General features: G+C 72.1%; 20 protein-coding genes and 2 tRNA genes. 3 read left to right on the top strand and 19 right to left on the bottom strand.

The genetic code is table 11. The features are described 5' to 3' along the window. Positions 1 to 64 precede the first annotated feature (64 nt). Positions 65 to 2,122 carry a Stk1 family PASTA domain-containing Ser/Thr kinase gene (pknB, locus tag AB0442_RS22845; protein WP_366164875.1) on the top strand — a complete coding sequence of 686 codons (2,058 nt, stop codon included), beginning with the start codon at positions 65 to 67 and terminating at the stop codon, positions 2,120 to 2,122. 77 nt (positions 2,123 to 2,199) lie between these two features. Here the strand turns inward: pknB and AB0442_RS22840 are convergent, their stop codons facing one another. The 5 genes from AB0442_RS22840 to AB0442_RS22820 form a co-directional block, all read right to left on the bottom strand. Next, positions 2,200 to 2,895 (bottom strand): class E sortase, encoded by a 696-nt coding sequence (locus AB0442_RS22840; RefSeq protein ID WP_366164874.1) that lies wholly within the window; start codon positions 2,893 to 2,895, stop codon positions 2,200 to 2,202. Positions 2,896 to 2,919: 24 nt separating this feature from the next. Further along, positions 2,920 to 3,972, bottom strand: a complete 1,053-nt coding sequence (locus AB0442_RS22835) for a class E sortase (RefSeq protein ID WP_366164873.1) — start codon at positions 3,970 to 3,972, stop codon at positions 2,920 to 2,922. 4 nt (positions 3,973 to 3,976) lie between these two features. Further along, the gene (locus AB0442_RS22830) at positions 3,977 to 4,636 is read right to left on the bottom strand and encodes an aminodeoxychorismate/anthranilate synthase component II (protein WP_363542424.1); all 660 of its coding nucleotides are present in this window, start codon (positions 4,634 to 4,636) and stop codon (positions 3,977 to 3,979) included. A gap of 63 nt (positions 4,637 to 4,699) precedes the next feature. After that, positions 4,700 to 4,867 (bottom strand): hypothetical protein, encoded by a 168-nt coding sequence (locus AB0442_RS22825; RefSeq protein ID WP_363542425.1) that lies wholly within the window; start codon positions 4,865 to 4,867, stop codon positions 4,700 to 4,702. A 78-nt stretch (positions 4,868 to 4,945) separates the two neighbouring features. Next, complete coding sequence (locus AB0442_RS22820) at positions 4,946 to 5,704, bottom strand: DUF881 domain-containing protein (RefSeq protein WP_366164872.1); 759 nt, start codon at positions 5,702 to 5,704, stop codon at positions 4,946 to 4,948. A gap of 166 nt (positions 5,705 to 5,870) precedes the next feature. Here AB0442_RS22820 and crgA point away from each other — a divergent pair, with 166 nt between their 5' ends. Further along, positions 5,871 to 6,119: a cell division protein CrgA gene (crgA, locus tag AB0442_RS22815; RefSeq protein WP_344623025.1), complete on the top strand. Its 249-nt coding sequence runs from the start codon at positions 5,871 to 5,873 to the stop codon at positions 6,117 to 6,119. A 296-nt stretch (positions 6,120 to 6,415) separates the two neighbouring features. Here crgA and AB0442_RS22810 read toward each other — a convergent pair whose 3' ends face one another. Together AB0442_RS22810 and AB0442_RS22805 are read right to left on the bottom strand one after the other, a co-directional pair. Beyond that, on the bottom strand, positions 6,416 to 7,306 hold the full coding sequence (locus tag AB0442_RS22810; RefSeq protein ID WP_366164870.1) for a rhomboid family intramembrane serine protease: 891 nt from the start codon (positions 7,304 to 7,306) through the stop codon (positions 6,416 to 6,418). Between the two features lie 81 nt (positions 7,307 to 7,387). After that, positions 7,388 to 7,912, bottom strand: a complete 525-nt coding sequence (locus AB0442_RS22805) for a peptidylprolyl isomerase (RefSeq protein ID WP_366164868.1) — start codon at positions 7,910 to 7,912, stop codon at positions 7,388 to 7,390. A gap of 175 nt (positions 7,913 to 8,087) precedes the next feature. Between AB0442_RS22805 and AB0442_RS22800 the strand changes: the two genes are divergently transcribed. Then, positions 8,088 to 8,963, top strand: a complete 876-nt coding sequence (locus AB0442_RS22800) for a DUF5324 family protein (protein WP_366164866.1) — start codon at positions 8,088 to 8,090, stop codon at positions 8,961 to 8,963. 106 nt (positions 8,964 to 9,069) lie between these two features. Here AB0442_RS22800 and AB0442_RS22795 read toward each other — a convergent pair. The 12 genes from AB0442_RS22795 to dnaN all read right to left on the bottom strand — a co-directional run bounded on the left by AB0442_RS22795 (position 9,070) and on the right by dnaN (position 21,614). Beyond that, positions 9,070 to 9,142, bottom strand: a tRNA-Ala gene (locus tag AB0442_RS22795). A 129-nt stretch (positions 9,143 to 9,271) separates the two neighbouring features. Further along, a complete protein-coding gene (locus tag AB0442_RS22790; RefSeq protein ID WP_014137031.1) occupies positions 9,272 to 9,400 on the bottom strand; it encodes a DLW-39 family protein in 129 nt (42 codons plus the stop codon). 162 nt (positions 9,401 to 9,562) lie between these two features. Continuing rightward, positions 9,563 to 9,871 carry a DUF6191 domain-containing protein gene (locus AB0442_RS22785; protein WP_363542465.1) on the bottom strand — a complete coding sequence of 103 codons (309 nt, stop codon included), beginning with the start codon at positions 9,869 to 9,871 and terminating at the stop codon, positions 9,563 to 9,565. 262 nt (positions 9,872 to 10,133) lie between these two features. Next, a tRNA-Ile gene (locus AB0442_RS22780) sits at positions 10,134 to 10,207 on the bottom strand. A gap of 16 nt (positions 10,208 to 10,223) precedes the next feature. Next, positions 10,224 to 11,600, bottom strand: a complete 1,377-nt coding sequence (locus AB0442_RS22775) for a cyclopropane-fatty-acyl-phospholipid synthase family protein (RefSeq protein ID WP_366164864.1) — start codon at positions 11,598 to 11,600, stop codon at positions 10,224 to 10,226. 216 nt (positions 11,601 to 11,816) lie between these two features. Then, the gene (locus AB0442_RS22770; RefSeq protein ID WP_366164862.1) at positions 11,817 to 12,449 is read right to left on the bottom strand and encodes a DUF3566 domain-containing protein; all 633 of its coding nucleotides are present in this window, start codon (positions 12,447 to 12,449) and stop codon (positions 11,817 to 11,819) included. A 268-nt stretch (positions 12,450 to 12,717) separates the two neighbouring features. Beyond that, positions 12,718 to 15,246, bottom strand: a complete 2,529-nt coding sequence (gyrA, locus tag AB0442_RS22765; RefSeq protein ID WP_344623083.1) for a DNA gyrase subunit A — start codon at positions 15,244 to 15,246, stop codon at positions 12,718 to 12,720. Positions 15,247 to 15,361: 115 nt separating this feature from the next. Beyond that, positions 15,362 to 17,362, bottom strand: coding sequence for a DNA topoisomerase (ATP-hydrolyzing) subunit B (gene gyrB / locus AB0442_RS22760; protein ID WP_366164860.1), 2,001 nt, complete (start codon positions 17,360 to 17,362; stop codon positions 15,362 to 15,364). Between the two features lie 270 nt (positions 17,363 to 17,632). After that, positions 17,633 to 18,166, bottom strand: coding sequence for a DciA family protein (locus AB0442_RS22755; protein WP_344623017.1), 534 nt, complete (start codon positions 18,164 to 18,166; stop codon positions 17,633 to 17,635). A 107-nt stretch (positions 18,167 to 18,273) separates the two neighbouring features. Then, entirely contained in the window at positions 18,274 to 19,407 is a 1,134-nt protein-coding gene (gene recF / locus AB0442_RS22750; RefSeq protein WP_366164859.1) for a DNA replication/repair protein RecF, read from the bottom strand. Positions 19,408 to 19,436: 29 nt separating this feature from the next. Beyond that, positions 19,437 to 20,312, bottom strand: coding sequence for a phosphogluconate dehydrogenase (NAD(+)-dependent, decarboxylating) (gene gnd, locus AB0442_RS22745; protein ID WP_366164857.1), 876 nt, complete (start codon positions 20,310 to 20,312; stop codon positions 19,437 to 19,439). 171 nt (positions 20,313 to 20,483) lie between these two features. Beyond that, a complete protein-coding gene (gene dnaN, locus AB0442_RS22740) occupies positions 20,484 to 21,614 on the bottom strand; it encodes a DNA polymerase III subunit beta (RefSeq protein ID WP_030270114.1) in 1,131 nt (376 codons plus the stop codon). Positions 21,615 to 22,054: the final 440 nt, after the last annotated feature.

Here is a 22,054-nt window from a genome sequence, read left to right as displayed (position 1 = left end):
AACAGTGCGTGCGGGGTCACCTACGTCACATCCTCACCACCCGGTGAGGGAGAGGGTCGGAACTATGGAAGAGCCTCGTCGCCTCGGCGGCAGGTACGAGCTCGGCGGCGTCCTCGGACGCGGCGGCATGGCCGAGGTCTACCTGGCCCATGACACCCGGCTCGGCCGCACGGTCGCCGTGAAGACCCTCCGCGCGGACATGGCACGCGACCCGTCGTTCCAGGCCCGCTTCCGCCGCGAGGCGCAGTCCGCGGCCTCGCTGAACCACCCCGCGATCGTCGCCGTGTACGACACCGGCGAGGACTACATCGACGGGATCTCCATCCCGTACATCGTGATGGAGTACGTCGAGGGCTCGACCCTGCGCGAGCTGCTGCACTCCGGCCGCCGGCTGCTGCCGGAGCGCGCGCTGGAGATGACGATCGGCATCCTGCAGGCGCTGGAGTACTCGCACCGCGCCGGCATCGTCCACCGCGACATCAAGCCCGCCAACGTGATGCTGACCCGCCAGGGCAACGTCAAGGTGATGGACTTCGGCATCGCCCGGGCGATGGGCGACGCCGGCATGACGATGACGCAGACCTCGGCCGTCATCGGCACCGCCCAGTACCTCTCCCCCGAGCAGGCCAAGGGCGAGACGGTCGACGCCCGCTCCGACCTCTACTCCACCGGCTGCCTGCTGTACGAGCTGCTGACCGTGCGCCCGCCGTTCGTCGGCGACTCGCCGGTGGCGGTGGCGTACCAGCACGTGCGGGAGGAGGCCCAGCCGCCGTCCGCGTTCGACCCGGAGGTCCGCCCCGAGGTCGACGCGATCGTGCTGAAGGCGCTCGCCAAGGAGCGCGACTACCGCTACCAGAGCGCCGACGAGATGCGCGACGACATCGAGCGCTTCCTCGACGGCCTGCCGGTGGCCGCGGCCCAGCAGGCCGCCGCGTACGGCATGGGCGGCGCCGGGTACGGCTACGACCAGGGCGGCGCCGCGCAGTACGACCCGTACGGCCAGACCAACCTGCTGCCGCAGCAGGGCGCGGCCGGCCCGACCACGATGCTGCCGCAGGTCGGCTCCCAGCAGCCGGGCTACGGCTACCCGCCCCAGGCGCAGGACGACGGCTACGGCGGCTCCGGCGGCCGGGGCGGCTACGAGGACGACGACAACTACGGCCGCGGCAGCCGCCGGCAGAGCCAGCAGAAGAAGAACAACACCTCCTGGATCGTGCTGGCCGTCGCGGCCGTGCTGGTGCTGGTGGGTGCGTTCTTCGTCGTGCAGGCGATGCTGAACAGCGGTGGTGGCGGCGGCAAGACGACCGCGCCGAACCTGGTCGGCCTGAGCTTCGCCGACGCGCAGGCGAAGGCGAAGACGCAGAACGAGAAGCTGCAGGTGCAGCAGGGCACCCCGACCGCCTGCCAGGACGCCAAGATCCAGAAGGATCAGGTCTGCACCCAGGAGCCGGTCGCCAACTCGCAGATCGACGTCAACACGCCGATCAAGGTGCACCTGTCCTCGGGCCCGGTGGAGACGGACATCCCGGACGTCACCGGCCAGTCGGTGGACGCGGCGACCACGACGCTGACGGGCAAGGGCTTCACGGTCAAGACCGAGATCAAGAACGACGACTCGGTCGCCCAGGACAAGGTCATCTCATACAGCCCGAACGGCAAGGCCGCGGCGGGCACGCAGATCACCCTGACCATCTCCGGCGGCGCCGGCAAGGTCGCGGTGCCGCCGGTGACCGGCCAGACCAAGGACGCGGCCAGCCAGGCGATCACCGACGCCGGCCTGACGGTCAAGGTCGCCACCCAGTCGGTGACGGACCCGGCCCAGGTGGACGTCGTCCTGGACCAGAACCCGAAGAGCGGCCAGCTGAGGAAGGGCGCCCAGGTCACCATCACGGTCGGCAAGCTGGCGGAGAAGCCCTCGGTGCCGATCCTCGTGGGCAAGACCTACAAGCAGGCCTTCTCGCTGCTGACCCAGAAGGGCCTCCAGCCGCAGGTCGTCTTCGGCCCGCAGGACGACAACGCGATCGTGCTGAGCAGCGACCCGCCGTCCGGCACCCCGGTCGACGCGGGCTCGGTCGTCCGTCTGACCACCCGGCCGGGCGACGGCCCGCCCACGGGCAACTGACGGACTGACGCCTCACGGAAGGGGCCGCGCACACCGCGCGGCCCCTTCCGCGTTCCCCGAACCGCCGCAGCGGCCCTTCAGGCCGTCAGTTCGGGCGGCGGGGTGCGGCGGGCGTCCACCGGCTCGACCCGCTGCAGGCTCCCCCACACCACCAGCCGGTACAGCGAGGTGTACACCGGCGTGCAGGTGGTCAGGGTGAGGTAGCGGCCGGGCCGGGTGTACGGCGAGCGCTCGGGGACGGGGGCGATGACGCCGGTGTCGTCCGGGGAGGTCTGCGGCAGGACGCCGTCGACCCGGTAGACGTACCAGTGGTCGTCGGTCTCGATCACGAGCGGGTCGCCGGGGCCGAGCCGGTCGAGGTCGTGGAAGCGGGCGCCGTGCCCGTCCCGGTGCGCGGCCAGGGTGACGTTGCCGACCGGGTCCCAGGGCATCGCGGAGCGGTACGGTGCCTCGTAGAGGCCGGCGACGCCGGTGTCCAGGACGTCGGCACCGGTGCCGGCCCGGATCAGCACCTCGTTGCCCCGGCCCAGCGCGGGGACGTGCAGGAAGCCCACGGCGCCGGCGGACCGGGCCCGGCCCCAGGCGGGCGGCGGGGCGCTCCAGCCGGCCCGCAGCCGGGCCGCCTGCTGCGCGGTCTGCCGGTCCGCGACCAGGTCCGTCCACCAGACGGAGTACACCGCGAAGAGGGCGATCACCGCCCCGAGTGTGATCATCAGCTCGCCCGCGGCGCCGACCGCCGCGCGGATCCGACGACCGACGGACACAGGACTCACGACGGGGCCTCCCGGGGTGCGGGATCAGCCGGTGAGCGCGGCGGGCTTGCCCTGGCTCCTCGGCCGTTCCTCGAGCATCTTCCCGAACACGATCAGGCGTCCACGGGCACTGAACTCGGGTGTACACGTGGTCAGCGTGATGTAACGACCCGGTTGGGTGAACGGCGAGCCCTTGGGGACGGCCTGGATGACCGTCACGTTGGTCGGCGGGGTCTCCGGGATGCCGCCGGCGACCTCGTAGGTGTAGAAGGCGGTGGCGGTCTCCACCACGATCTTGTCGCCGGGCGCCAACTGGCCGATCTTGCGGAAGGGCTGACCGTGCGTCGTGCGGTGCGCGGCGATCGCGAAGTTGCCGGCCTTGTCCGCCGGCATCGCGGTGCCCGTGTAGTGGCCGACCAGGCCCTTGTCGAGCACCTGCTGCTTCTGGGTGCCCTCGGCGATCGGGTACTTGAGGCCCAGTTTGGGGATGTACAGCAGCGCGAAGCCCTTGCCTGGCTCGAACTGCCCGGCGGGCACCGCACCGGGCGCGGGCGTCCCGGTGGGCTGCGGGGCGCTGTTCCACTGCTGTTCCAGCCGGTCCCCGGCGGCGTTCGCCGAGGCATCGGCCTGCACGTTGGTCCACCACAGCTGGTAGGCGACGAAGAGCAGCATCACCAGGCCGAGGGTGATGAAGAGTTCGCCGACCGCCCGGGCCACGACGACACGCTTCTTCTCCTGCGGCCGCGGCCGGGCGGCGGCGCCGGAACCGCCCGGGGCCCGGCGCCGGCCGGTGCCGGGGGCGCCCAGCCCGCTCGCCGCCCGGCGGCGCTCGGCGCGGCCCCCGGGGGCGGTGTTCGGCACGGGCGCCGCGGGCACGGCCGCCTCGGGCACCGTCCGCAGCTGCATCGTCCGGTCGTCGAACCGCGGGCCGTCGAACTGCGGTTCGGCCCGCCCGCCCGGCGCCGCGTCACGGTGGGACCCCGGCTGCGGCGGGGTCTGCTGCGGGAACGGCTGCGGCGGGTCGGCGGACTCGTAGACGCCCCAGTCGTCGGCCCCCCGACCCGGCTGACCGCCCCCCTCCGGGCGTACGGCGGTCACCGCGTCAGCTCCGGCCGATGACCGGGGCGAGCCCGCGGGACCGTCCGACCGCCTCCGGGAACCCGCATTCGGCGAGCCAGTTGGCCAGCATCCGGTGGCCGCCCTCGGTGAGCACCGACTCGGGGTGGAACTGGACGCCCTCGACGGGCAGCTCGCGGTGGCGCAGGCCCATGATCACGCCGCTCTCCGTCCGTGCGGTCACCACCAGGCCGTCCGGCACGGTGCCGGGCTCGACCGCCAGCGAGTGGTAGCGGGTCGCGGTCATCGGCGAGGGCAGGCCCTCGAAGACGCCGCCGTCCTCGTGCTCCACCAGCGAGGTCTTGCCGTGCAGCAGCTCGGGCGCGCGGCCCACCACGGCGCCGTAGGCCACGGCGATCGACTGCAGGCCGAGGCAGACGCCGAACACCGGCAGACCGGTCGAGGCGCAGTGGTGCACCATCTCGACGCAGACGCCGGCCTCCTCCGGGGTGCCGGGGCCGGGGGAGAGCAGCACCCCGTCGAAGCCCTCGTCCCCGGCGCGGCGCACGGCGTGTTCCACGGTCACCTCGTCGTTGCGCACCACCTCGCAGGTGGCGCCCAACTGGTACAGGTACTGGACGAGGTTGAAGACGAAGCTGTCGTAGTTGTCGACCACGAGGATCCGGGGCGAGCCGGCGGAGCTCATGCGTGCTTCTCCTGGGGTGGGTCCGGGTGCGGATCGGGCAAGGGACGGGGGGGCGGCGGCCGGTCAGCCGGTGCCGCTCTCCACCGTGACGTCGCCGAAGGGCAGCAGCGGTTCGGCCCACGGGAAGACGTACGTGAACAGGACGAAGACCGCCCCGAGGACGAGCAGCAGCGAGATGATCGCGCGGACCGGGGTGTTCCCCGGCAGGTGGCGCCAGAGCCAGCCGTACATCGAGCTCCTCGGATCGGGTTCGGGGACCAGATTAGACGCCGTACCGCCGGGGCACGCCGTCCGTCGCCTTCCGCACCCCTAACGAGCGGCCTGGGCCGAGAGATCCACCGAGCCCTGGTAGCCCGGGACGGTGAGGTCGCCGCTCTCCTGGACCTTCCAGCCCAGACCGTAGGCGGCGACGTACTGCAGGTAGTTCTTGATGGCCGGGTCGGCGTCCACCGCCGAGCGCAGGGCGTCCGTCCTGCCGACCGCCCGGATCACGTACGGCGGGGAGTAGACCCGGCCCTGCAGCAGCAGGGTGTTGCCGACGCAGCGCACCGCGCTGGTGGCGATCAGCCGCTGGTCCATGACCTGGATGCCCTCGGCGCCGCCCCGCCAGAGCGCGTTGACCACGGCCTGGATGTCCTGCTGGTGGATGACCAGGTCGTTGACGCCGGGGTCGGGCACGCCGGGGATGCGGGCGGTGGCGTTGGGCGGGGCGTCGTTGAGGGTGACGGTGAGGCCGGGGCCGCGCAGCGGCTCCAGTCCGGCCGTCCGCTCCAGCGCGTCCAGGTGCGCGGTGTCGGCCGGGTCCCGGCTCTGGTCGCCGGCCAGCCGGTCGACCTGGTCGTGCAGCCCGCCGATCTGCGCCTGGATCTGCTGGTTCTGGGTGCTGCGCTGCTGTATGACGTCGCTGAGCCGCAGCAGGGAGTCGTCGGTGCGCAGGTCGGTGCCCTGGGCGGTGCGGGCGCTGATGTAGAAGAGCAGACCGGCCAGCGCGAAAACGGTGCAGGTCAGGGCACGGCCGACAATTCGGATGCGCGAGGGGCGGCGAACTGCCGGAGAAGGGGGAATCATGGAATTAGGCACCGTACCCTTATCTCCTTCAGACCCGGCGAACCACTACGCTAACGGACGCCGGTGGCATGTGCGGAGCACGTCTCCCGCTACGGACCGGCCCCACACAGCCGCCCCGCTCCGCTGCACACCGCGCGGTCACAGCGCATCGACAGGAGAGCCCCTCGTGCCGAAGTCCCGAGTCCGGAAGAAGGCCGACTACACGCCGCCGGCCACCACCGCCGTGAAGATCAGCTCCGGCCGCGGCTGGGTCGCCCCGCTGATGCTGGCGTTCTTCCTCATCGGCCTGGTGTGGATCGTCACCTACTACGTGACGAGCGGCGACTGGCCGGTCGGCAGCTGGGGCAACTGGAACATCCTGGTCGGTTTCGGCTTCATCGCGGCGGGATTCGGCGTCTCGACGCAGTGGAAGTAGCAGCGCGGCGCATCCGTTCCGCCTGCCGCCGCCCCGGTCCGTCCGGGGCGGCGTTTCGCTGCCCGCCGTCCGGGCGATCGTACGTTTATCCACACGGTTATCCACACTGGGGAAAACTCGCCCCAGCCTGTGGATAACCTGTTCGCGTTTCCCCGCCGGGCCGCGGCCCGCATTGCGCGGGACCGTGAATTCACCGAGGGGGACGCGCGTAGACCCGGCGAGTGCACAGCAATGGTGGAACGAGCTGTGCACAACCCGCCGCGCACTGTGGACAACGACCCGTTCCACGGCGGTCCTCAGGCCCCCAGGCGGGCCGTCTCCACCACGACCATCAGCACCACCACGGCCAGCACGCCGGCCACCGTCAGCCCCTGGACGAGGTTCCGGCGGGCCCGCGGCGCGTACATCAGCCCCGCGCCGGTGACCGCGCCGGCGATCAGCCCGCCGACGTGCGCCCGCCAGTCGATCGCCGACACCGAGAAGGTGATCACCAGGTTGAACACCAGCAGGGCGATCACCGGCCCGAGCGGCGTCCGGGTCACCCGGAACAGCACCGCCGTGGCGCCCAGCAACCCGAAGATCGCCCCGGACGCACCCACCGAGTAGACGTTGCCCCCGGTCACCACGTACGCGAAGGCGTTCCCCGCCAGGCCGGACAGCAGGTACAGCGCGAGGTAGCGCACCCGTCCCAGCACCCGCTCCAGCTGGGGACCGAGCACCCAGAGCGAGACCATGTTCATCAGGATGTGGAACGGCCCGGCGTGCACGAAGACCGCGGTGGCCAGCCGGTACCACTCCCCCGGCCCCTCGGCGACGCCGAAGCGCACCGGGAGGGCCCCGGCGTGCGTTCCGCTGAGCATCGCCAGCCGGACGCCCCACTCCGGGCTGAGGTACTCCGTCACCAGGAAGACCAGCGCGTTGACCGCGATCAGTGCCTTGGTGACCAGCGCGCCGTCCGTCACCGGGAGCCCGCCGAAGAGGGTCCTGGCCGGCCGCCGCTCCGCGGCCTCGCCGCGCACGCACTCGGGGCAGTGGAACCCGACCGAGGCGCTCACCATGCAGTCCGGGCAGATCGGCCGGCCGCAGCGGGAGCACCCCACCCCGGTCTCCCGCTCGGGGTGCTGGTAGCAGCCCGGCAGCGGCGCCGGCCCCTCCGGCTGCGGACGTACGGGCTCGTCCGGAAGCATCCGGGATTCCCTCCTCGTGACAGGTCCCGGCGGCCGCCCTGCGCGGGCACCACCGGGACCGTCCAGGCTACTGCCGGCGGCTCAGCGCCGGGTGATCTCCACCGACTCGATCACCACGGGCCGCAGCGGACGGTCGTCGCCGTCGGTCGCCACGGCGGCGATCCTCTTCACGACCTCCCGGGCGGCCGGGTCGGTGACCTCGCCGAAGATCGTGTGCTTGCGGGTCAGCCGGGTGGCCGGCGCGACCGTGATGAAGAACTGCGAGCCGTTGGTGCCCGGGCCGGCGTTGGCCATCGCGAGCAGGAACGGCTTGGTGAACGCCAGCTCCGGGTGGAACTCGTCGGCGAACGCGTAGCCGGGGCCGCCGGTGCCGTCGCCCAGCGGGTCGCCGCCCTGGATCATGAAGCCGCCGACCACCCGGTGGAAGACGGTGCCGTCGTAGAACGGCCTCGCCACCTTCTCGCCGGACTCCGGGTCCACCCACTCGCGGGTGCCCTCGGCCAGCTCGACGAAGTTCGCCACCGTCCGCGGGGCGTGGAAGGGGAAGAGGTCGACCACGATGTCGCCTTGGTCCGTCCTCAGGGTCGCCGTGCGCACGTGGGCCACGACCGTCCTCCTTCGTTCCGGGTGTCACCCCGGGTCGCTCCGGTCACTCGGCACCGGAATCATCCCACGGGCCCCGCGGACGGCCCAGCCCGGCGTGCCCCCCGCCGTAACGGGATGCATGATCTCGAAAGAGGTGGAAATGTGCATACCGGACGCCACCGAAGAGGAGAAGCCCGTGACCCGTCTGGACTCAGCGCGCGAGAACGCCGGCTGGAACAAGGAAGCCGCCGCCGCTTACGCCGTCACCGCCAAGGACGCCGCGCTCCACTACGCGGACGAGGCCAGGCAGCGGTTCGGCCCGGCCGTCGAGGCGCTCGGGCCGAAGGCCGCGGCGGCCGGTGCACAGGCCCGCAGCAGCGCCACCCAGGCCGCGCAGGCGGCCCGCGTTCAGTACGCCAAGCACGTCGCTCCGCAGTTGGAGCAAGCCTTCCTCTCGCTGCCCCCGGGCGCGCAGCAGAGCACCCTGAAGGCCGTCCACCGCGCCCAGGAGGCGGCGCTGGCCGCCAAGATCAACGCAGCGAAGGCCGCCGGGCAGGCCAAGGCCACCCTCGGCCCCAAGGTCACCGACGCGTACAGCGGCGCCAGGGCCACCGTCGTCCCGGTCGCCCATGAGGCCCAGGTCCGCGGCGCCGCGGCGCTCACCGCGCTGCAGGGCCACGTGACCGCCTCCGAGATCAGCGAGCTGGCCGCCAAGAACATCAAGAAGGAGAACCGCAGCGGCTGGGCGACCGGCCTCGCGGTCGGCGGCGTCGTCGCGATCGGCGCCGGCGTCTGCGCCTGGCAGTGGTGGCGCAAGCAGAACAACCCGGAGTGGCTGGTCGAACCCCCGGCGGACGCGCACAACGGCACCGCGGAGGGCGCCGCCACCGGAACCGGCACGACGACCGGCGCCGCCACGACCGGCACGGCGGCGACCGCCGCGGACGCCCCGGTCAACGGCTCCGTCCCGCACGACCAGCAGGGCGACGACGACGCCCCCATGCCCACCCCACCGCCGAGCCAGCCGGACGAGGAGCGGCCCAAGCCGCACGACCCGCGCAAGCCGCACTGACCCCCGCGGGCTCTCCGGACGGATCCCCCGGGGGCACGGCCCACGCGTTCCCCGGAAACGACGATCGGCCGCCGACCTGATTCCAGGTCAGCGGCCGATCGGTGTGTGGAGCTTAGGAGATTCGAACTCCTGACATCTGCCATGCAAAGACAGCGCTCTACCAACTGAGCTAAAGCCCCAGCAACAGCACACGAATGCCGTGCACTGCGCACTAGCGTACCCGCTCCCGACGGAAATCTTGAGCGGGCCGCCGACCGCGGCCCCGGCCGGACCGGCCGGACCGGGACCGACGAAGATCGTCCAGGGTCTCAGCGACCGGCCGGGACCGGGTCGGTGGCCTCGGTCCACAGGTCCTGCTCGGCGCGGTCCGCCTGGACCTGACGGTAGACAAAGAAGCCGCCGAGGGCGACCAGGGCGACCAGGAGAAGCTTCTTCACCGCGGGACCTCGTCCTTCTTGCAGATCGGATGTACGAGCATCAAGGGCGGTCGGGCCGACGGACCGCCCTGCGGCCGATGATACACACCGGTAACCCGCTTCCGAGCGGCCCGCCACCGCGTCCAACGCCGCTCCCCCCGTGCCCGATTGACGCGACGGCTCCTAGCGGCGGCCGTCGGCGCCCGAACGGGCGGACAGCACCGCGGTGCCGCGCCGCAGGTCGACGCCGCCGCGGGGCGGGGCCCCGTCGCCCTCCTCGTCGCGGAGCATCAGCGTGGTGCCGCGCTGCTTCAGCTCGTGCTGCTTGCCCGCGGCGAACTGGGCGTGCAGCTGCTCGAACCCGGTCGCCGAGATCTGGCCCTCGCGGCCCGCACCGCGCCACGGCAGCCGCCCGGCCCGGCGCGCCCGCAGGGCCAGCTGGTCCACCACGGCCAGCGCCACCAGGGCGCACACCAGCCCGGGCAGGCTCATCGCCCAGAAGATCGCCACGCGCCGACCGCCTCCCGTCCCGCACCCGTGCCCCTCGGCACCAGCCTGCCGGGCCCGGGACGAAAGGTCCAGGGAGGCGGTTCACCCGGTCGGCGGCCGCGCCCCACCCGGGTGGCCGGACCGCGCCCGGCCCGCCCCCCCCGGTGGACCGGCCCACGGCCTCCCCCGCCGTCGGCGCGGCTCGCCGCCACAACGGGCAAAGCAAGAGGCCCGGATGACGAATCATCCGGGCCTCTCGTGCAGGTGGGGCTAACAGGACTTGAACCTGTGGCCTCTTCCTTATCAGGGAAGCGCTCTAACCGTCTGAGCTATAGCCCCTTGCCGCACTGAAAGATTAGCGGACCGACGGCCGATCTCCCAAATCCGTATCGGCCGGGTGCTCCGACCGGGGCCGGTCGGAGCTGTGGCGGGCCTCGGCGAGCCACTGCTCACGGGTGGCGGGGAGGCCGCTGGCACCGGCCTCGGTGGTGCGGACGGCGAGCACCTGGTTGATGCCGATCCGGTTCTCCTCGAAGGCGACGGCCGAGGCGGCCATGTACAGCCGCCACACCCGGGCACGGCCGCGGCCGGCCAGCTGGGCCGCCGTCTGCCAGTGCGCCTCCAGGTTGGCCACCCACTCGCGCAGGGTCAGTGCGTAGTGCTCGCGCAGCGACTCGACGTCCCTGACCTCGAAGCCGGCCTCCTCCAGGAGGGAGACGGTGCTGCCCACCGGCGCGAGCTCGCCGTCGGGGAAGACGTACCGGTTGATGAAGGGGCTGGGGGCGTAGGGCTCGCCGGGGCGGTCGGGGCGGCGGGAGATCTGGTGGTTGAGCAGCCGGCCGCCGGGGGCGAGCAGCCCGTACAGGCCGCGGGCGTAGCCGAGGTACTGGACGGCACCGACGTGCTCGGCCATGCCGACGCTGGAGATCGCGTCGAAGGGGCCGTCGGGGATCTCCCGGTAGTCCTGCAGCCGGATCTCGATCCGGTCGGCGAGCCCGGCGTCGGCGACCCGGCGGCGTGCGTACTCCACCTGCTCGGCGGAGATGGAGACGCCCACCGCGCTGACGCCGTGGTGCCGGGCCGCGTGCAGCAGCAGGGAGCCCCAACCGCAGCCCACGTCGAGCAGCCGCAGGCCGGGCCGCAGCCCCAGCTTGCGGCAGATCAGGTCGAGCTTGGCCTCCTGGGCGGCCTCCAGGCTCTTCGCCCCGGGCGTCCAGTAGGCGCACGAGTAGACCATGCTGGGGCCGAGGACGAGCCCGTAGAAGTCGTTGCCGACGTCGTAGTGGTGGCTGATGGCCTCGCGGTCCCGGCGGCGGCTGTGGGCGCGCCCGTGGCCCTTGGTGACCTCCTCCGGCGGGGGAGCGGGCTGCGGGCCCAGGGCGCCCGCCCGGAGGGCGGTGCGCAGGGCGCGCCGCCCGGGGCCCGAGAGGACGTCGGCGAGGCCGGGCCGGTGGACGTCGGTGCGGTCGGAGAACCGGCCGACGGCGGAGAGCACCTCGTAGAGGTCGGTGTCCGGGGCGGTGTCGAGGTCCCCGGAGACGTAGGCGCGGGCGAGGCCGAGCTCGTCCGGGTGCCAGAGCAGGCGGCGCAGGGCGCGCCGGTTGCGCAGGACGAGTCCGGGGGCGCCGGGCGGGCCGGCGGTGCTGCCGTCCCAGGCCGTCAGGCGCACCGGGATCCGGGCACCGAGCAGTGACTCCACCGCACCGACCAGCTCCGTCGCGACCTCGGCCATCAGACACCTCCGAGCAGCCATACCGGACAGTCCGGGCGCCCCCGGCACCGCCACAGCCAACCGCCGCCCGGGGCCGCAGGGCCGTCCGGCACGCCGGGGCGGTGGCGCTGTCACCCGGATGCCAGCGGGCCCCGACAGCTGCAACAGCCGTCGGGGCCCGCGTTGTTCCCGGGAACTGACCCGGTGTCAGCGATCAGGAAGGGAGGGGGGTGGAGGTCAGTCCTCCTCGGCGAGGGTCAGCTCGACACCGCCGGTGAAGCCGGCCGCGGTGTTGTAGATGAACGCCGAGAGGGTGGCGAGCGCGGTCATCAGCACGACGTCGATGATGGCGATCAGCGTGGTGAAGACCATCACCCGGCCGAAGCCGATGTACTCCATGAGGTCGAAGCCGCCGGAGGTGTCCGAGCCGGTGACGTCCTTGAGCGTGCTGGTCAGCGAGTCGAAGACGCCGAGCGCGTTGAGGACGATCCACAGCACGGCGGAGGCCACGATGATGACCACGCCGACGGCCAGCGACAGCAGGAAGCTGACCTTCATGACCGACCACGGGTCGGCCTTGATCACCCGCAGCCGGGCCTTGCGGACGCGGCCGCCGGCACCGGCGGCGGAGCCGGGGCTGCCGGAGGGCCGGCGCGCGGCCGGGGCGGACTGCGCCGCCGCGCCGGGGACGCGGGTGCCGCGGGCCGGCGTGGGCTGGCCCTTGGAGTAGGTGGTCGGCTGCGAGTAGCCGCCCGCCGCGGGCGGGGCGCTCGGGGCCGGCGGAGCGGCAGGCGCGGTGCCGCCGCCCGCGGCGAAGCCGCCGCCGGTGCCGCCGGAGCCGGGCTGGCCGGCTGAGGCGACGGGGGGCATCAGCGAGGTGGAAGCGGCCTGGTGCTCGGCCGGAGGCTGCGGTACGCCGCTGTAGGGCGTTCCGCCCTGCGCGGCACCCGGAGCTCCGCCCGCGGCACCTCCCGCTCCGCCCGTGGCTCCACTCACCCTGGTCCTCCCGCCGTTCCTTCCCGGGAGGCCGCCGCCGCCCGGTCATCGTCTGTCGGCCGGCCCCGGCCAGGTGGGCCGGCGCCGGTCGGCGGCCGGCGCGCCCCTCGGGGAGGGCTGCGCCGGCCGCCCGGACGTGCGGTCAGGCCTGGTCGGCCGTGCCGTCCGCCGTCGTCGTGTCCGCGGCGGCCTGGGCCTCGTCGGCCTCGCCCTCCGCGGTGTCCTCGTCCTCCGCCTCCGCGTTGCGGGCCATGCCCACCACCGCGTCGCGCTTTCCGAGGTTGATCAGTTGGACGCCCATGGTGTCACGTCCGGTTTCACGGACCTCGGAAACCCTCGTCCGGATCACGCCGCCCGAGAGGGTGATGGCCATGATCTCGTCGGTCTCCTCGACGACCAGGGCCCCGACCAGCGAGCCCCGGCCCTCGACGATCTTCGCCGCCTTGATGCCGAAGCCTCCGCGTCCCTGGACACGGTACTCGTCGACCGACGTGCGCTTGGCGTAGCCGCCGTCGGTGGCCGTGAACACGAAGGTACCCGGCCGGATCACGTTCATCGAGAGGAGTTCGTCGTCCTCGCGGAAGGCCATGCCCTTCACGCCGGAGGTGGCGCGGCTCATCGGGCGCAGCGCCTCGTCCGTCGCGGTGAACCGGATCGACTGGGCCTTGCGGGAGATCAGCAGCAGGTCGTCGTCGGCGGAGACCAGCTCGGCGCCGATCAGCTCGTCGTCCCGGCCCTCGTCGTCCTGGCGCAGGTTGATCGCGATCAGGCCGCCGGAACGGGGGGAGTCGTAGTCCTTCAGCGCGGACTTCTTGACCAGGCCGGCCCGGGTGGCGAGGACCAGGTAAGGCTTGTCCTCGTAGGTGCGCACCGCCATGACCTGGGCGATGTGCTCCTCGGGCTGGAAGGCGAGCAGGTTGGCGACGTGCTGGCCGCGGGCGTCGCGGCCGGCGTCCGGCAGCTCGTAGCCCTTGGCCCGGTAGACCCGGCCCTTGTTGGTGAAGAACAGGATCCAGTTGTGGGTCGTCGTCACGAAGAAGTGGTCGACGATGTCGTCCTGCTTCAGCTGGGCGCCGCGGACGCCCTTGCCGCCGCGCTTCTGCGAGCGGTAGAGGTCGGAGCGGGTGCGCTTGACGTAGCCGCCGCGGGTGATGGTGACGACGATGTCCTCCTCGGCGATGAGGTCCTCGATGGAGAGGTCGCCGTCGGAGGGGATGAGGGTGGAGCGCCGCTCGTCGCCGTACTTCTCGACGATCGCGGTGAGCTCCTCGGAGACGATCCCGCGCTGGCGGACGGGGGAGGCGAGGATCTGGTTGTACTCGTTGATCTTCGCCTGCAGCTCGTCGTGCTCGCTGAGGATGCGGGCGCTCTCCAGGGCGGCGAGGCGGCGCAGCTGCATCTCGAGGATGGCGTTGGCCTGGAGCTCGTCGATCTGGAGCAGGCCCATCAGGCCGGTGCGGGCGGCGTCGGCGCTCTCCGAGGCCCGGATGAGGGCGATGACCGCGTCGATCTGGTCGAGGGCCTTGAGCAGCGCGCGCAGGATGTGGGCGCGCTCCTCGGCCTTGCGCAGCCGGAAGGTCGTCCGGCGGACGATGACCTCGATCTGGTGGGCGACCCAGTGCCGGATGAAGGCGTCCAGCGAGAGGGTGCGCGGCACGCCGTCGACCAGGGCGAGCATGTTGGCGCCGAAGTTGGTCTGCAGGTCGGTGTGCTTGTACAGGTTGTTGAGCACGACCTTGGCGACCGCGTCCCGCTTGAGCACGATGACCAGGCGCTGGCCGGTGCGCGAGGAGGACTCGTCGCGGACGTCCGCGATGCCGGCGATCTTGCCGTCCTTGACCAGGTCGGCGATCTTCAGCGCGAGGTTGTCCGGGTTGACCTGGTAGGGCAGCTCGGTGATGACCAGGCACTGGCGGCCCTGGATCTCCTCGACCTCGACGACCGCGCGCATGGTGATCGAGCCGCGGCCGGTGCGGTACGCGTCCTCGATGCCGCGGCGGCCGACGATCAGCGCGCCGGTCGGGAAGTCGGGGCCCTTGATCCGCTCGATCAGGGCCTCCAGCAGCTCCTCGTTGGAGGCCTCGGGGTGCTCCAGGGCCCACAGGGCACCGGAGGCGACCTCGCGGAGGTTGTGCGGCGGGATGTTGGTGGCCATGCCGACCGCGATGCCGGTGGCACCGTTGATCAGCAGGTTGGGGATGCGCGAGGGCAGGACGGTCGGCTCCTGCGAGCGGCCGTCGTAGTTGGAGGCGAAGTCGACGGTCTCCTCGTCGATGTCGCGCATCATCTCCATGGCCAGCGGCATCATCTTGCACTCGGTGTAGCGCATCGCCGCGGCCGGGTCGTTGCCCGGGGAGCCGAAGTTGCCGTTGCCGTCGACCAGCGGCATCCGCATCGACCACGTCTGGGCGAGGCGCACCAGGGTGTCGTAGATCGACGAGTCGCCGTGCGGGTGGTAGTTGCCCATGACGTCGCCGACGACGCGGGCGCACTTGTAGTAGCCCTTCTCGGGGCGGTAGCCGCCGTCGTACATCGCGTAGAGCACGCGCCGGTGCACCGGCTTGAGGCCGTCGCGGACCTCGGGCAGGGCCCGGCTCACGATGACGCTCATCGCGTAGTCGAGGTACGAGCGCTGCATCTCCGTCTCGAGCTCGATCGGCTCGATCCGCAGGGCGCCCTGGGCCTCGGTGTTCTCCGGAGTCTCGTCGCCGTCCGGACGGTTGTCGTCGACCACTGGTGGTCAGTTTCCTTTCACGCGTGACTGGTCCGTGGGATCCCGGTGGGGATCACACGTCCAGGAAGCGGACGTCCTTGGCGTTGCGCTGGATGAAGGAGCGGCGGGCCTCGACGTCCTCGCCCATCAGGACGGAGAACAGGTCGTCGGCCCGGGCGGCGTCCTCCAGGGTCACCTGCAGCAGCAGGCGGTGCGCCGGGTCCATGGTGGTGATCCGCAGCTCCTCGGCGTTCATCTCGCCGAGACCCTTGAAGCGCTGGATGGCGTCGTCCTTGGGCAGGCGCCGACCGGCCTCGACGCCGGCCGCGATCACGGCGTCGCGCTCGCGGTCGGAGTAGGCGTACTCGAAGTCGTCCTTGCCCCACTTGATCTTGTACAGCGGGGGCATCGCCAGGTACACGTACCCGGCCTCGACCAACGGCCGCATGAAGCGGAACAGCAAGGTGAGCAGCAGGGTGCGGATGTGCTGGCCGTCGACGTCGGCGTCGGCCATCAGGACGATCTTGTGGTACCGCAGCTTCTCGGCGTCGTAGTCCTCCTGGATGCCGCAGCCGAAGGCCGAGATCAGCGCCTGGACCTCGGTGTTCTGCAGCACCTTGTCGATCCGCGCCTTCTCGACGTTGAGGATCTTGCCGCGGATCGGGAGGATCGCCTGGGTGCGGGGGTCGCGGCCCTGCTTGGCCGAGCCGCCGGCCGAGTCGCCCTCGACGATGAAGATCTCGCACTCCGCCGCGTCCTTGGACTGGCAGTCGGAGAGCTTGCCCGGCAGCGAGGCGGTCTCCAGCAGGCCCTTGCGGCGCGTCAGGTCGCGGGCCTTGCGGGCGGCGACCCGGGCGCTGGCGGCCTGGATGGACTTGCGGATGATGTCCGCGGCCTCGTTGGGGTTGCGGTCCAGCCAGTCGGCGAGGTGCTCGTTGACGACCTTCTGCACGAAGGTCTTGGCCTCGGTGTTGCCGAGCTTGTCCTTGGTCTGGCCCTCGAACTGCGGCTCGCCGAGCTTGACCGAGATGATCGCGGTCAGACCCTCGCGGATGTCCTCGCCGGAGAGGTTGTCGTCCTTCTCGCGGAGCAGCTTCTTGTCGCGGGCGTACCGGTTCATCAGACCGGTCAGCGCGGCGCGGAAGCCCTCCTCGTGGGTGCCGCCGCCGTGGGTGTGGATGGTGTTGGCGAAGGAGTACACGCCCTCGCTGTACGAGGCGTTCCACTGCATGGCGACCTCGACGGAGATCGTCCGGTCCTTGTCCTCGGCCTCGAAGGAGATGACCGAGGGGTGGACGACCTCGCCCTTGCGGGAGTTGAGGTGCGCGACGAAGTCGGCGATGCCGCCGTCGTAGCGGTAGGTGACGGAGAGCGGGTTGCCCTCGTCGTCGGAGTGCTCGGGGCGCTCGTCGGTCAGCGAGATGGTCAGGCCCTTGTTGAGGAAGGCCATCTCCTGGAAGCGGCGGGAGAGCGTCTCGAAGGAGTAGACGGTGGTCTCGAAGATGTCGCCGTCGGCCCAGAACGTGACGCTGGTGCCGGTGCGCTCGGTGGCCTCGTGCCGGACGAGCGGCGCGGTCGGCGCACCCATCTTGTAGTCCTGGGTCCAGCGGTGGCCGTCGGTGTGGATCTCGACCGCCAGGCGCGTCGACAGCGCGTTGACGACCGAGACGCCGACGCCGTGCAGACCGCCGGAGACGGCGTAGCCGCCGCCGCCGAACTTGCCGCCCGCGTGCAGCACGGTGAGGACGACCTCGACGGCGGGCTTCTCCTGCCCCGGCACGATGCCGACGGGGATGCCGCGGCCGTTGTCGACGACCCGGACGGCACCGTCGGCCAGGATCGTCACGCCGATGGTGTCCGCGTGCCCGGCCAGTGCCTCGTCGACGGAGTTGTCCACGACCTCGTAGACGAGGTGGTGCAGGCCGCGCTCACCGGTCGAGCCGATGTACATGCCCGGGCGCTTGCGGACGGCGTCCAGACCCTCCAGCACCTGGATGGCGTTGGCGTCGTAGGACTTCCCGGTCGCGGGGTCGATGGATTCATTGGTCTGGCTGGGATTGCCGGAATCGGCCACGAAGCGCCCTCTCTGGCACAGCGCGGGCCGCACCCCGCCCCTTCGTCGGGCGGGTCTGCGACCACGGCGTTTCGACTCGGTTGCTGCGAGCAACAGCGTTTGCTCTTCAGTCTACCGGTACGACTGACAGAGACGGGCGTTTGGCAGCCCCTGAGGGCAGATGTGCCGCCCTGAATCCCCTCCGCACATGTCCCGATACTCGCCAGGGGGGCTCAGGGCCCCTGGACGGGCTGCCAGCCGTTCCGGATCCGTTCACTCCGGGTGATGCCGTCAGCCCCAGGTGTCGCCCGGCCCGCGGCTGCCCGGCGCACGCAGCCGGCCGTAGCCGCGCTTGGGGGCGTCCGGCCCCAGAACCTTGATCACCCGCACCGTGCCGTGCCCCAGCTCGTGGTTCAAACGAGCCACCAACTGCCGCGCCAGAAGCCTTAGTTGGGTGGCCCATGCGGTGGAGTCGCACTGCACGGTGAGCACCGCCGCGGCCTCCTCGAACTGCTTGGGCACACAGTGCGCCGCGATGTCCGGGCCGACGATCTGCGGCCAGCGGCCCATCACCCCGCCGACCGCCGCCGGCGCCTCCCAACCCCGCTCCGTGATCAGACGGTTCAGCGCGGCCCCCAGCGGAACCGGATCGCGGCCGTCCGCCCGCGCCCCGCTGCGCAGCCCGTGCCGCTTGGCCTCGCGCTTCTCCCGGACCTGCTCACCGCGCCGGCGCGCCTGCTCCTTGGCCGCCCGCAGCGCCACCCGGGCCAGGTCGACCCCGGACGGATCGGCCTGCCCGGCCCCCTGCGGCGGCGTCTCGCCCATGCGCGGCTCTCCCTCGTCGCTGCAACGCTGAGCCTTCCAGGGTACGCACCGGCCCGACCACGAGGACGCGCGCGGGCACGCCCGCACGCCCGCACGCCCGGCGGGGCCTAGGGGTCGAGCCGGGCCACCGTGCCCTCGGAGACGGCGTAGCGCGCGCCGGTCAGGGCCTTCGGGACGTCCTCCGGGACGGCCGCGGTCACCAGCACCTGCTCGCCGCCGGCCACCAGCTCCGCCAGTCGGTCGCGGCGCCGCGCGTCCAGCTCGGCGAAGACGTCGTCCAGGATCAGCACCGGCTCGCCGCCGTCCGCCTTCAGCAGCTCGTACGAGGCCAGCCGCAGCGCCAGCGCGAACGACCAGGACTCGCCGTGGCTGGCGTACCCCTTGGCCGGCAGCGGGCCGAGCCGCAGCACCAGCTCGTCCCGGTGCGGACCGACCAGGGTCAGCCCGCGGTCGACCTCCTGCTTGCGCACCTCCTGCAGCGCGGCGAGCAGCTGCTCCTCCGCCTGCTCCCGGCTGGTGGGCAGCGCCCCCTCGAAGGAGCTGCGGTACTCCAGCACCGTCTCGCCGCCGCCCGGCGCGAGCTGCCGGTACGCCTGGGCGACCAGCGGCTGCAGCGCACCGACCAGCTGCAGCCGGAAGGCGGTCAGCTCCGCGCCGGCCCGGGCCAGGTGGCCGTCCCAGACCTCCAGGGTGGAGAGGTCCGCGCCCTTGCCGCCGCCCGCCCGGCGGGCCATCGCCGCCGTCTTCAGCAGGGCGTTGCGCTGCTTCAGCACCCGCTCGTAGTCCTGCCGGACCCCGGCGAGCCGGGGGGCGCGTGCGGTCAGCAGCTCGTCCAGGAAGCGTCGCCGCTCGCCCGGGTCGCCCTTCACCAGGGCGAGGTCCTCGGGGGCGAACAGCACCGTCCGCAGCAGCCCCAGCACGTCGCGCGGCCGGACGTTGTCCGAGCGGTTGATCCGCGCCCGGTTGGCCCTGCCCGGGGTGATCTCCAGTTCGACCAGGGTGGGCCGCTGCTCGCGCACGATCGAGCAGCGGACGACCGCCCGCTCGGCCCCCAGCCGGATCAGCGGGGCGTCGGTGGCCACCCGGTGGCTGCCGAGCGTCGCCACGTAGCCGACGGCCTCGACGAGGTTGGTCTTGCCCTGGCCGTTGGGCCCCACGAACGCGGTGACGCCCGGGTCGAGGGGCACCTCGACCCGGGCGTAGGAACGGAAGTCGGCGAGCGACAGATGCGCGACATGCATGGTGGTGGACTGCGCCCGCCTTCCGTGGACTACTTCGACTCGACCGCGTGGCCGCCGAACTGGTTGCGCAGGGCGGCGATCATCTTCATCTGCGGCGAGTCCTCCTGCCGCGAGGCGAAGCGGGCGAACAGCGAGGCGGTGATCGCCGGCAGCGGCACCGCGTGGTCGATCGCGGCCTCGACCGTCCAGCGGCCCTCGCCGGAGTCCGCCGCCCAGCCCTTGAGCTTGGCGAGGTGCTCGTCGTCGTCCAGCGCCCGGACGGCCAGGTCCAGCAGCCAGGAGCGGATGACCGTGCCCTCCTGCCAGGAGCGGAAGACCTCGCGCACATCGGTGACCTCGGGGGCCGCCTCCAGCAGCTCCCAGCCCTCGGCGAAGGCCTGCATCATCGCGTACTCGATGCCGTTGTGGACCATCTTCGCGAAGTGGCCGGCGCCGACCTTGCCCGCGTGCACCGAGCCGAAGTCGCCCTCGGGCTTCAGCGCGTCGAAGACCGGCTTGACCCGCTCGACGTGCTCGGCGTCGCCGCCGTACATCAGCGCGTAGCCGTTCTCCAGGCCCCAGACACCGCCGGAGACGCCGCAGTCGACGAAGCCGATGCCCTTGGCGGCCAGCAGCTCGGCGTGCTTGATGTCGTCCGTCCAGCGGGAGTTGCCGCCGTCGACCACCACGTCGCCGGGCGCGAGGAGCTCGGCGAGCTGCTCCACCGTCTCCTGGGTCGGACCACCGGCCGGCACCATCACCCACACCACGCGCGGGCCGTGCAGCTTCTCGATGAGCTCCTGGAGGCTGTCGACGTCCGCGAGGTCCGGGTTCCGGTCGAAGCCGATGACGGTGTGGCCGGCGCGGCGGATGCGCTCGCGCATGTTGCCGCCCATCTTGCCGAGACCGATGAGGCCGAGCTCCATGACAAGTCCTTCACTGTGGTTTCGTGCCGAGACGGCGGCGCCGTTGCCGCGCTGCCCTGAGCCTACGCCGCCCAGGGGCGAGGCCCCGCCGGTCGCAGCCGACCGGGCGAGGCCTCGTCGTCCACAGGGTGTGGACCGGGTGCGCCCGCCTGTGGACGGCGGGCGCAGCGGTCAGCCGGAGAGCCGGACCGGCATGATCAGGTACTGGTAGGCCTCGTCCGCCTCGGCGTCCACCGCGGGCTTGCCGCTGAGCAGCGCCGGCTTGGTCGGCGTGGTGAAGCTCAGCTGGGCGAAGGCGGAGTCGATGGCCTTGAGGCCCTCCTCCAGGTAGCCCGGGTTGAACGCGATCGAGATGTCGTCGCCCTCGAGGTCGGCGTCGATCCGCTCGGTGGCCTGCGCGTCGTCGCCGGAGCCGGCCTCCAGCGTCAGCACGCCCTGCTCGAAGCTGAGCCGGACCGGGGTGTTGCGCTCGGCCACCAGGGAGACGCGCTTGAGCGCCTCCAGGAACGGCTGGGTCTGGATCGCGGCGACGGCCGAGAACTCCGTCGGGAACAGGCTGCGGAACTTCGGGAACTCGCCCTCCAGCAGCCGGGTGGTGGTGCGGCGGCCGGCGCCCTCGAAGCCGATCAGGCCCTCGCCCGCACCGCCGGAGGCGAGCGCGATGGAGACCGTGTCGCCGCTGCCGAGGGACTTGGCGATGTCCTGCAGGGTCTTGGCGGGCACCAGGGCGACCGCGCTGATGTCCGGCTGCTCGGGCTTCCACAGCAGCTCGCGGACGGCGAAGCGGTACCGGTCGGTGGCGGCCAGGGTGATCCGGTCGCCCTCGATCTCGACCCGGACGCCGGTCAGCACCGGGAGGGTGTCGTCCCGCCCGGCGGCGACGGCGGCCTGGCTGACGGCGGAGGCGAAGACGTCGCCGGAGACCGTGCCGGTGGCGGTCGGCATCGCCGGCAGGGCCGGGTACTCGTCGACCGGGAGGGTCGGCAGGGTGAACCGGGAGCTGCCGCAGACCACGCTGACCCGCATGCCGTCGGTGGAGATCTCCACCGGCCGGTTCGGCAGGTTGCGGGAGATGTCGTTGAGCAGGCGGCCGGAGACCAGGACGGTGCCGGCCTCCTCGACGTCCGCCTCCAGCTCGACCCTGGCCGAGACCTCGTAGTCGAAGCCGGAGAGGGCCAGGGAGCCCTCCTGGGCCGTCAGCAGCAGGCCGGCCAGCACCGGCACCGGCGGCCGCGCCGGGAGGCTGCGAGCAGCCCAGGCCACCGCCTCCGCGAGGACATCACGCTCCACCCGGAACTTCACCGGTAACCGCCTCCTGGCTCACTGCTGTGCGCTGCGCGCTCGATCGTCTCGGTGCACTGGGCCGCCCGGCGCAACCGCGCGGCTTCCAGTTGCCGAGGACAGTCTGACGTACTCCACCGACAGACGGAGCAGATGGGCGGAAGCAACCCGAACAGGTGTCGGGATCGCGTTGTCCACAGATTTCGGCCCGCCCCCCTGTTGATCAAGCTCAGGGGTCTCTAGGTGTAGTGGTAGTAGTAGGGCCTGTGGAAACCGTGGATAACCCTGTTTCCACAGGTCAGGGCCGATATTTTGTCCACAGTCGCTGTGGACGGCCGCTGTGGACAACCGGGCCCCGCTGTGGACGACCGAGAGTTACCCACAGGGCACGCTGAGTATCCACAGGTTATCCCCAGGACTGTCCCCAGATGATGCCCCGGTTATCCACGGGTGTCGAGCAA

The organism is Kitasatospora sp. NPDC085895, from assembly GCF_040702125.1.
Classification (GTDB): domain Bacteria; phylum Actinomycetota; class Actinomycetes; order Streptomycetales; family Streptomycetaceae; genus Kitasatospora; species Kitasatospora arboriphila.
This window is presented reverse-complemented; position numbering and strand designations above follow the sequence as displayed.

Bases quoted from the DNA above. Each gene is read 5' to 3' on its own strand.
- gnd (WP_366164857.1), bottom strand. From the start codon at position 20,312: ATGGAGCTCGGCCTCATCGGTCTCGGCAAGATGGGCGGCAACATGCGC.
- AB0442_RS22785 (WP_363542465.1), bottom strand. From the start codon at position 9,871: ATGAGCCTGCCCGGGCTGGTGTGCGCCCTGGTGGCGCTGGCCGTGGTG.
- pknB (WP_366164875.1), top strand. From the start codon at position 65: ATGGAAGAGCCTCGTCGCCTCGGCGGCAGGTACGAGCTCGGCGGCGTC.
- AB0442_RS22770 (WP_366164862.1), bottom strand. From the start codon at position 12,449: ATGCCCCCCGTCGCCTCAGCCGGCCAGCCCGGCTCCGGCGGCACCGGC.
- recF (WP_366164859.1), bottom strand. From the start codon at position 19,407: ATGCATGTCGCGCATCTGTCGCTCGCCGACTTCCGTTCCTACGCCCGG.
- AB0442_RS22755 (WP_344623017.1), bottom strand. From the start codon at position 18,166: ATGGGCGAGACGCCGCCGCAGGGGGCCGGGCAGGCCGATCCGTCCGGG.
- AB0442_RS22810 (WP_366164870.1), bottom strand. From the start codon at position 7,306: ATGCTTCCGGACGAGCCCGTACGTCCGCAGCCGGAGGGGCCGGCGCCG.
- AB0442_RS22830 (WP_363542424.1), bottom strand. From the start codon at position 4,636: ATGAGCTCCGCCGGCTCGCCCCGGATCCTCGTGGTCGACAACTACGAC.
- AB0442_RS22820 (WP_366164872.1), bottom strand. From the start codon at position 5,704: ATGATTCCCCCTTCTCCGGCAGTTCGCCGCCCCTCGCGCATCCGAATT.
- AB0442_RS22825 (WP_363542425.1), bottom strand. From the start codon at position 4,867: ATGTACGGCTGGCTCTGGCGCCACCTGCCGGGGAACACCCCGGTCCGC.
- AB0442_RS22775 (WP_366164864.1), bottom strand. From the start codon at position 11,600: ATGGCCGAGGTCGCGACGGAGCTGGTCGGTGCGGTGGAGTCACTGCTC.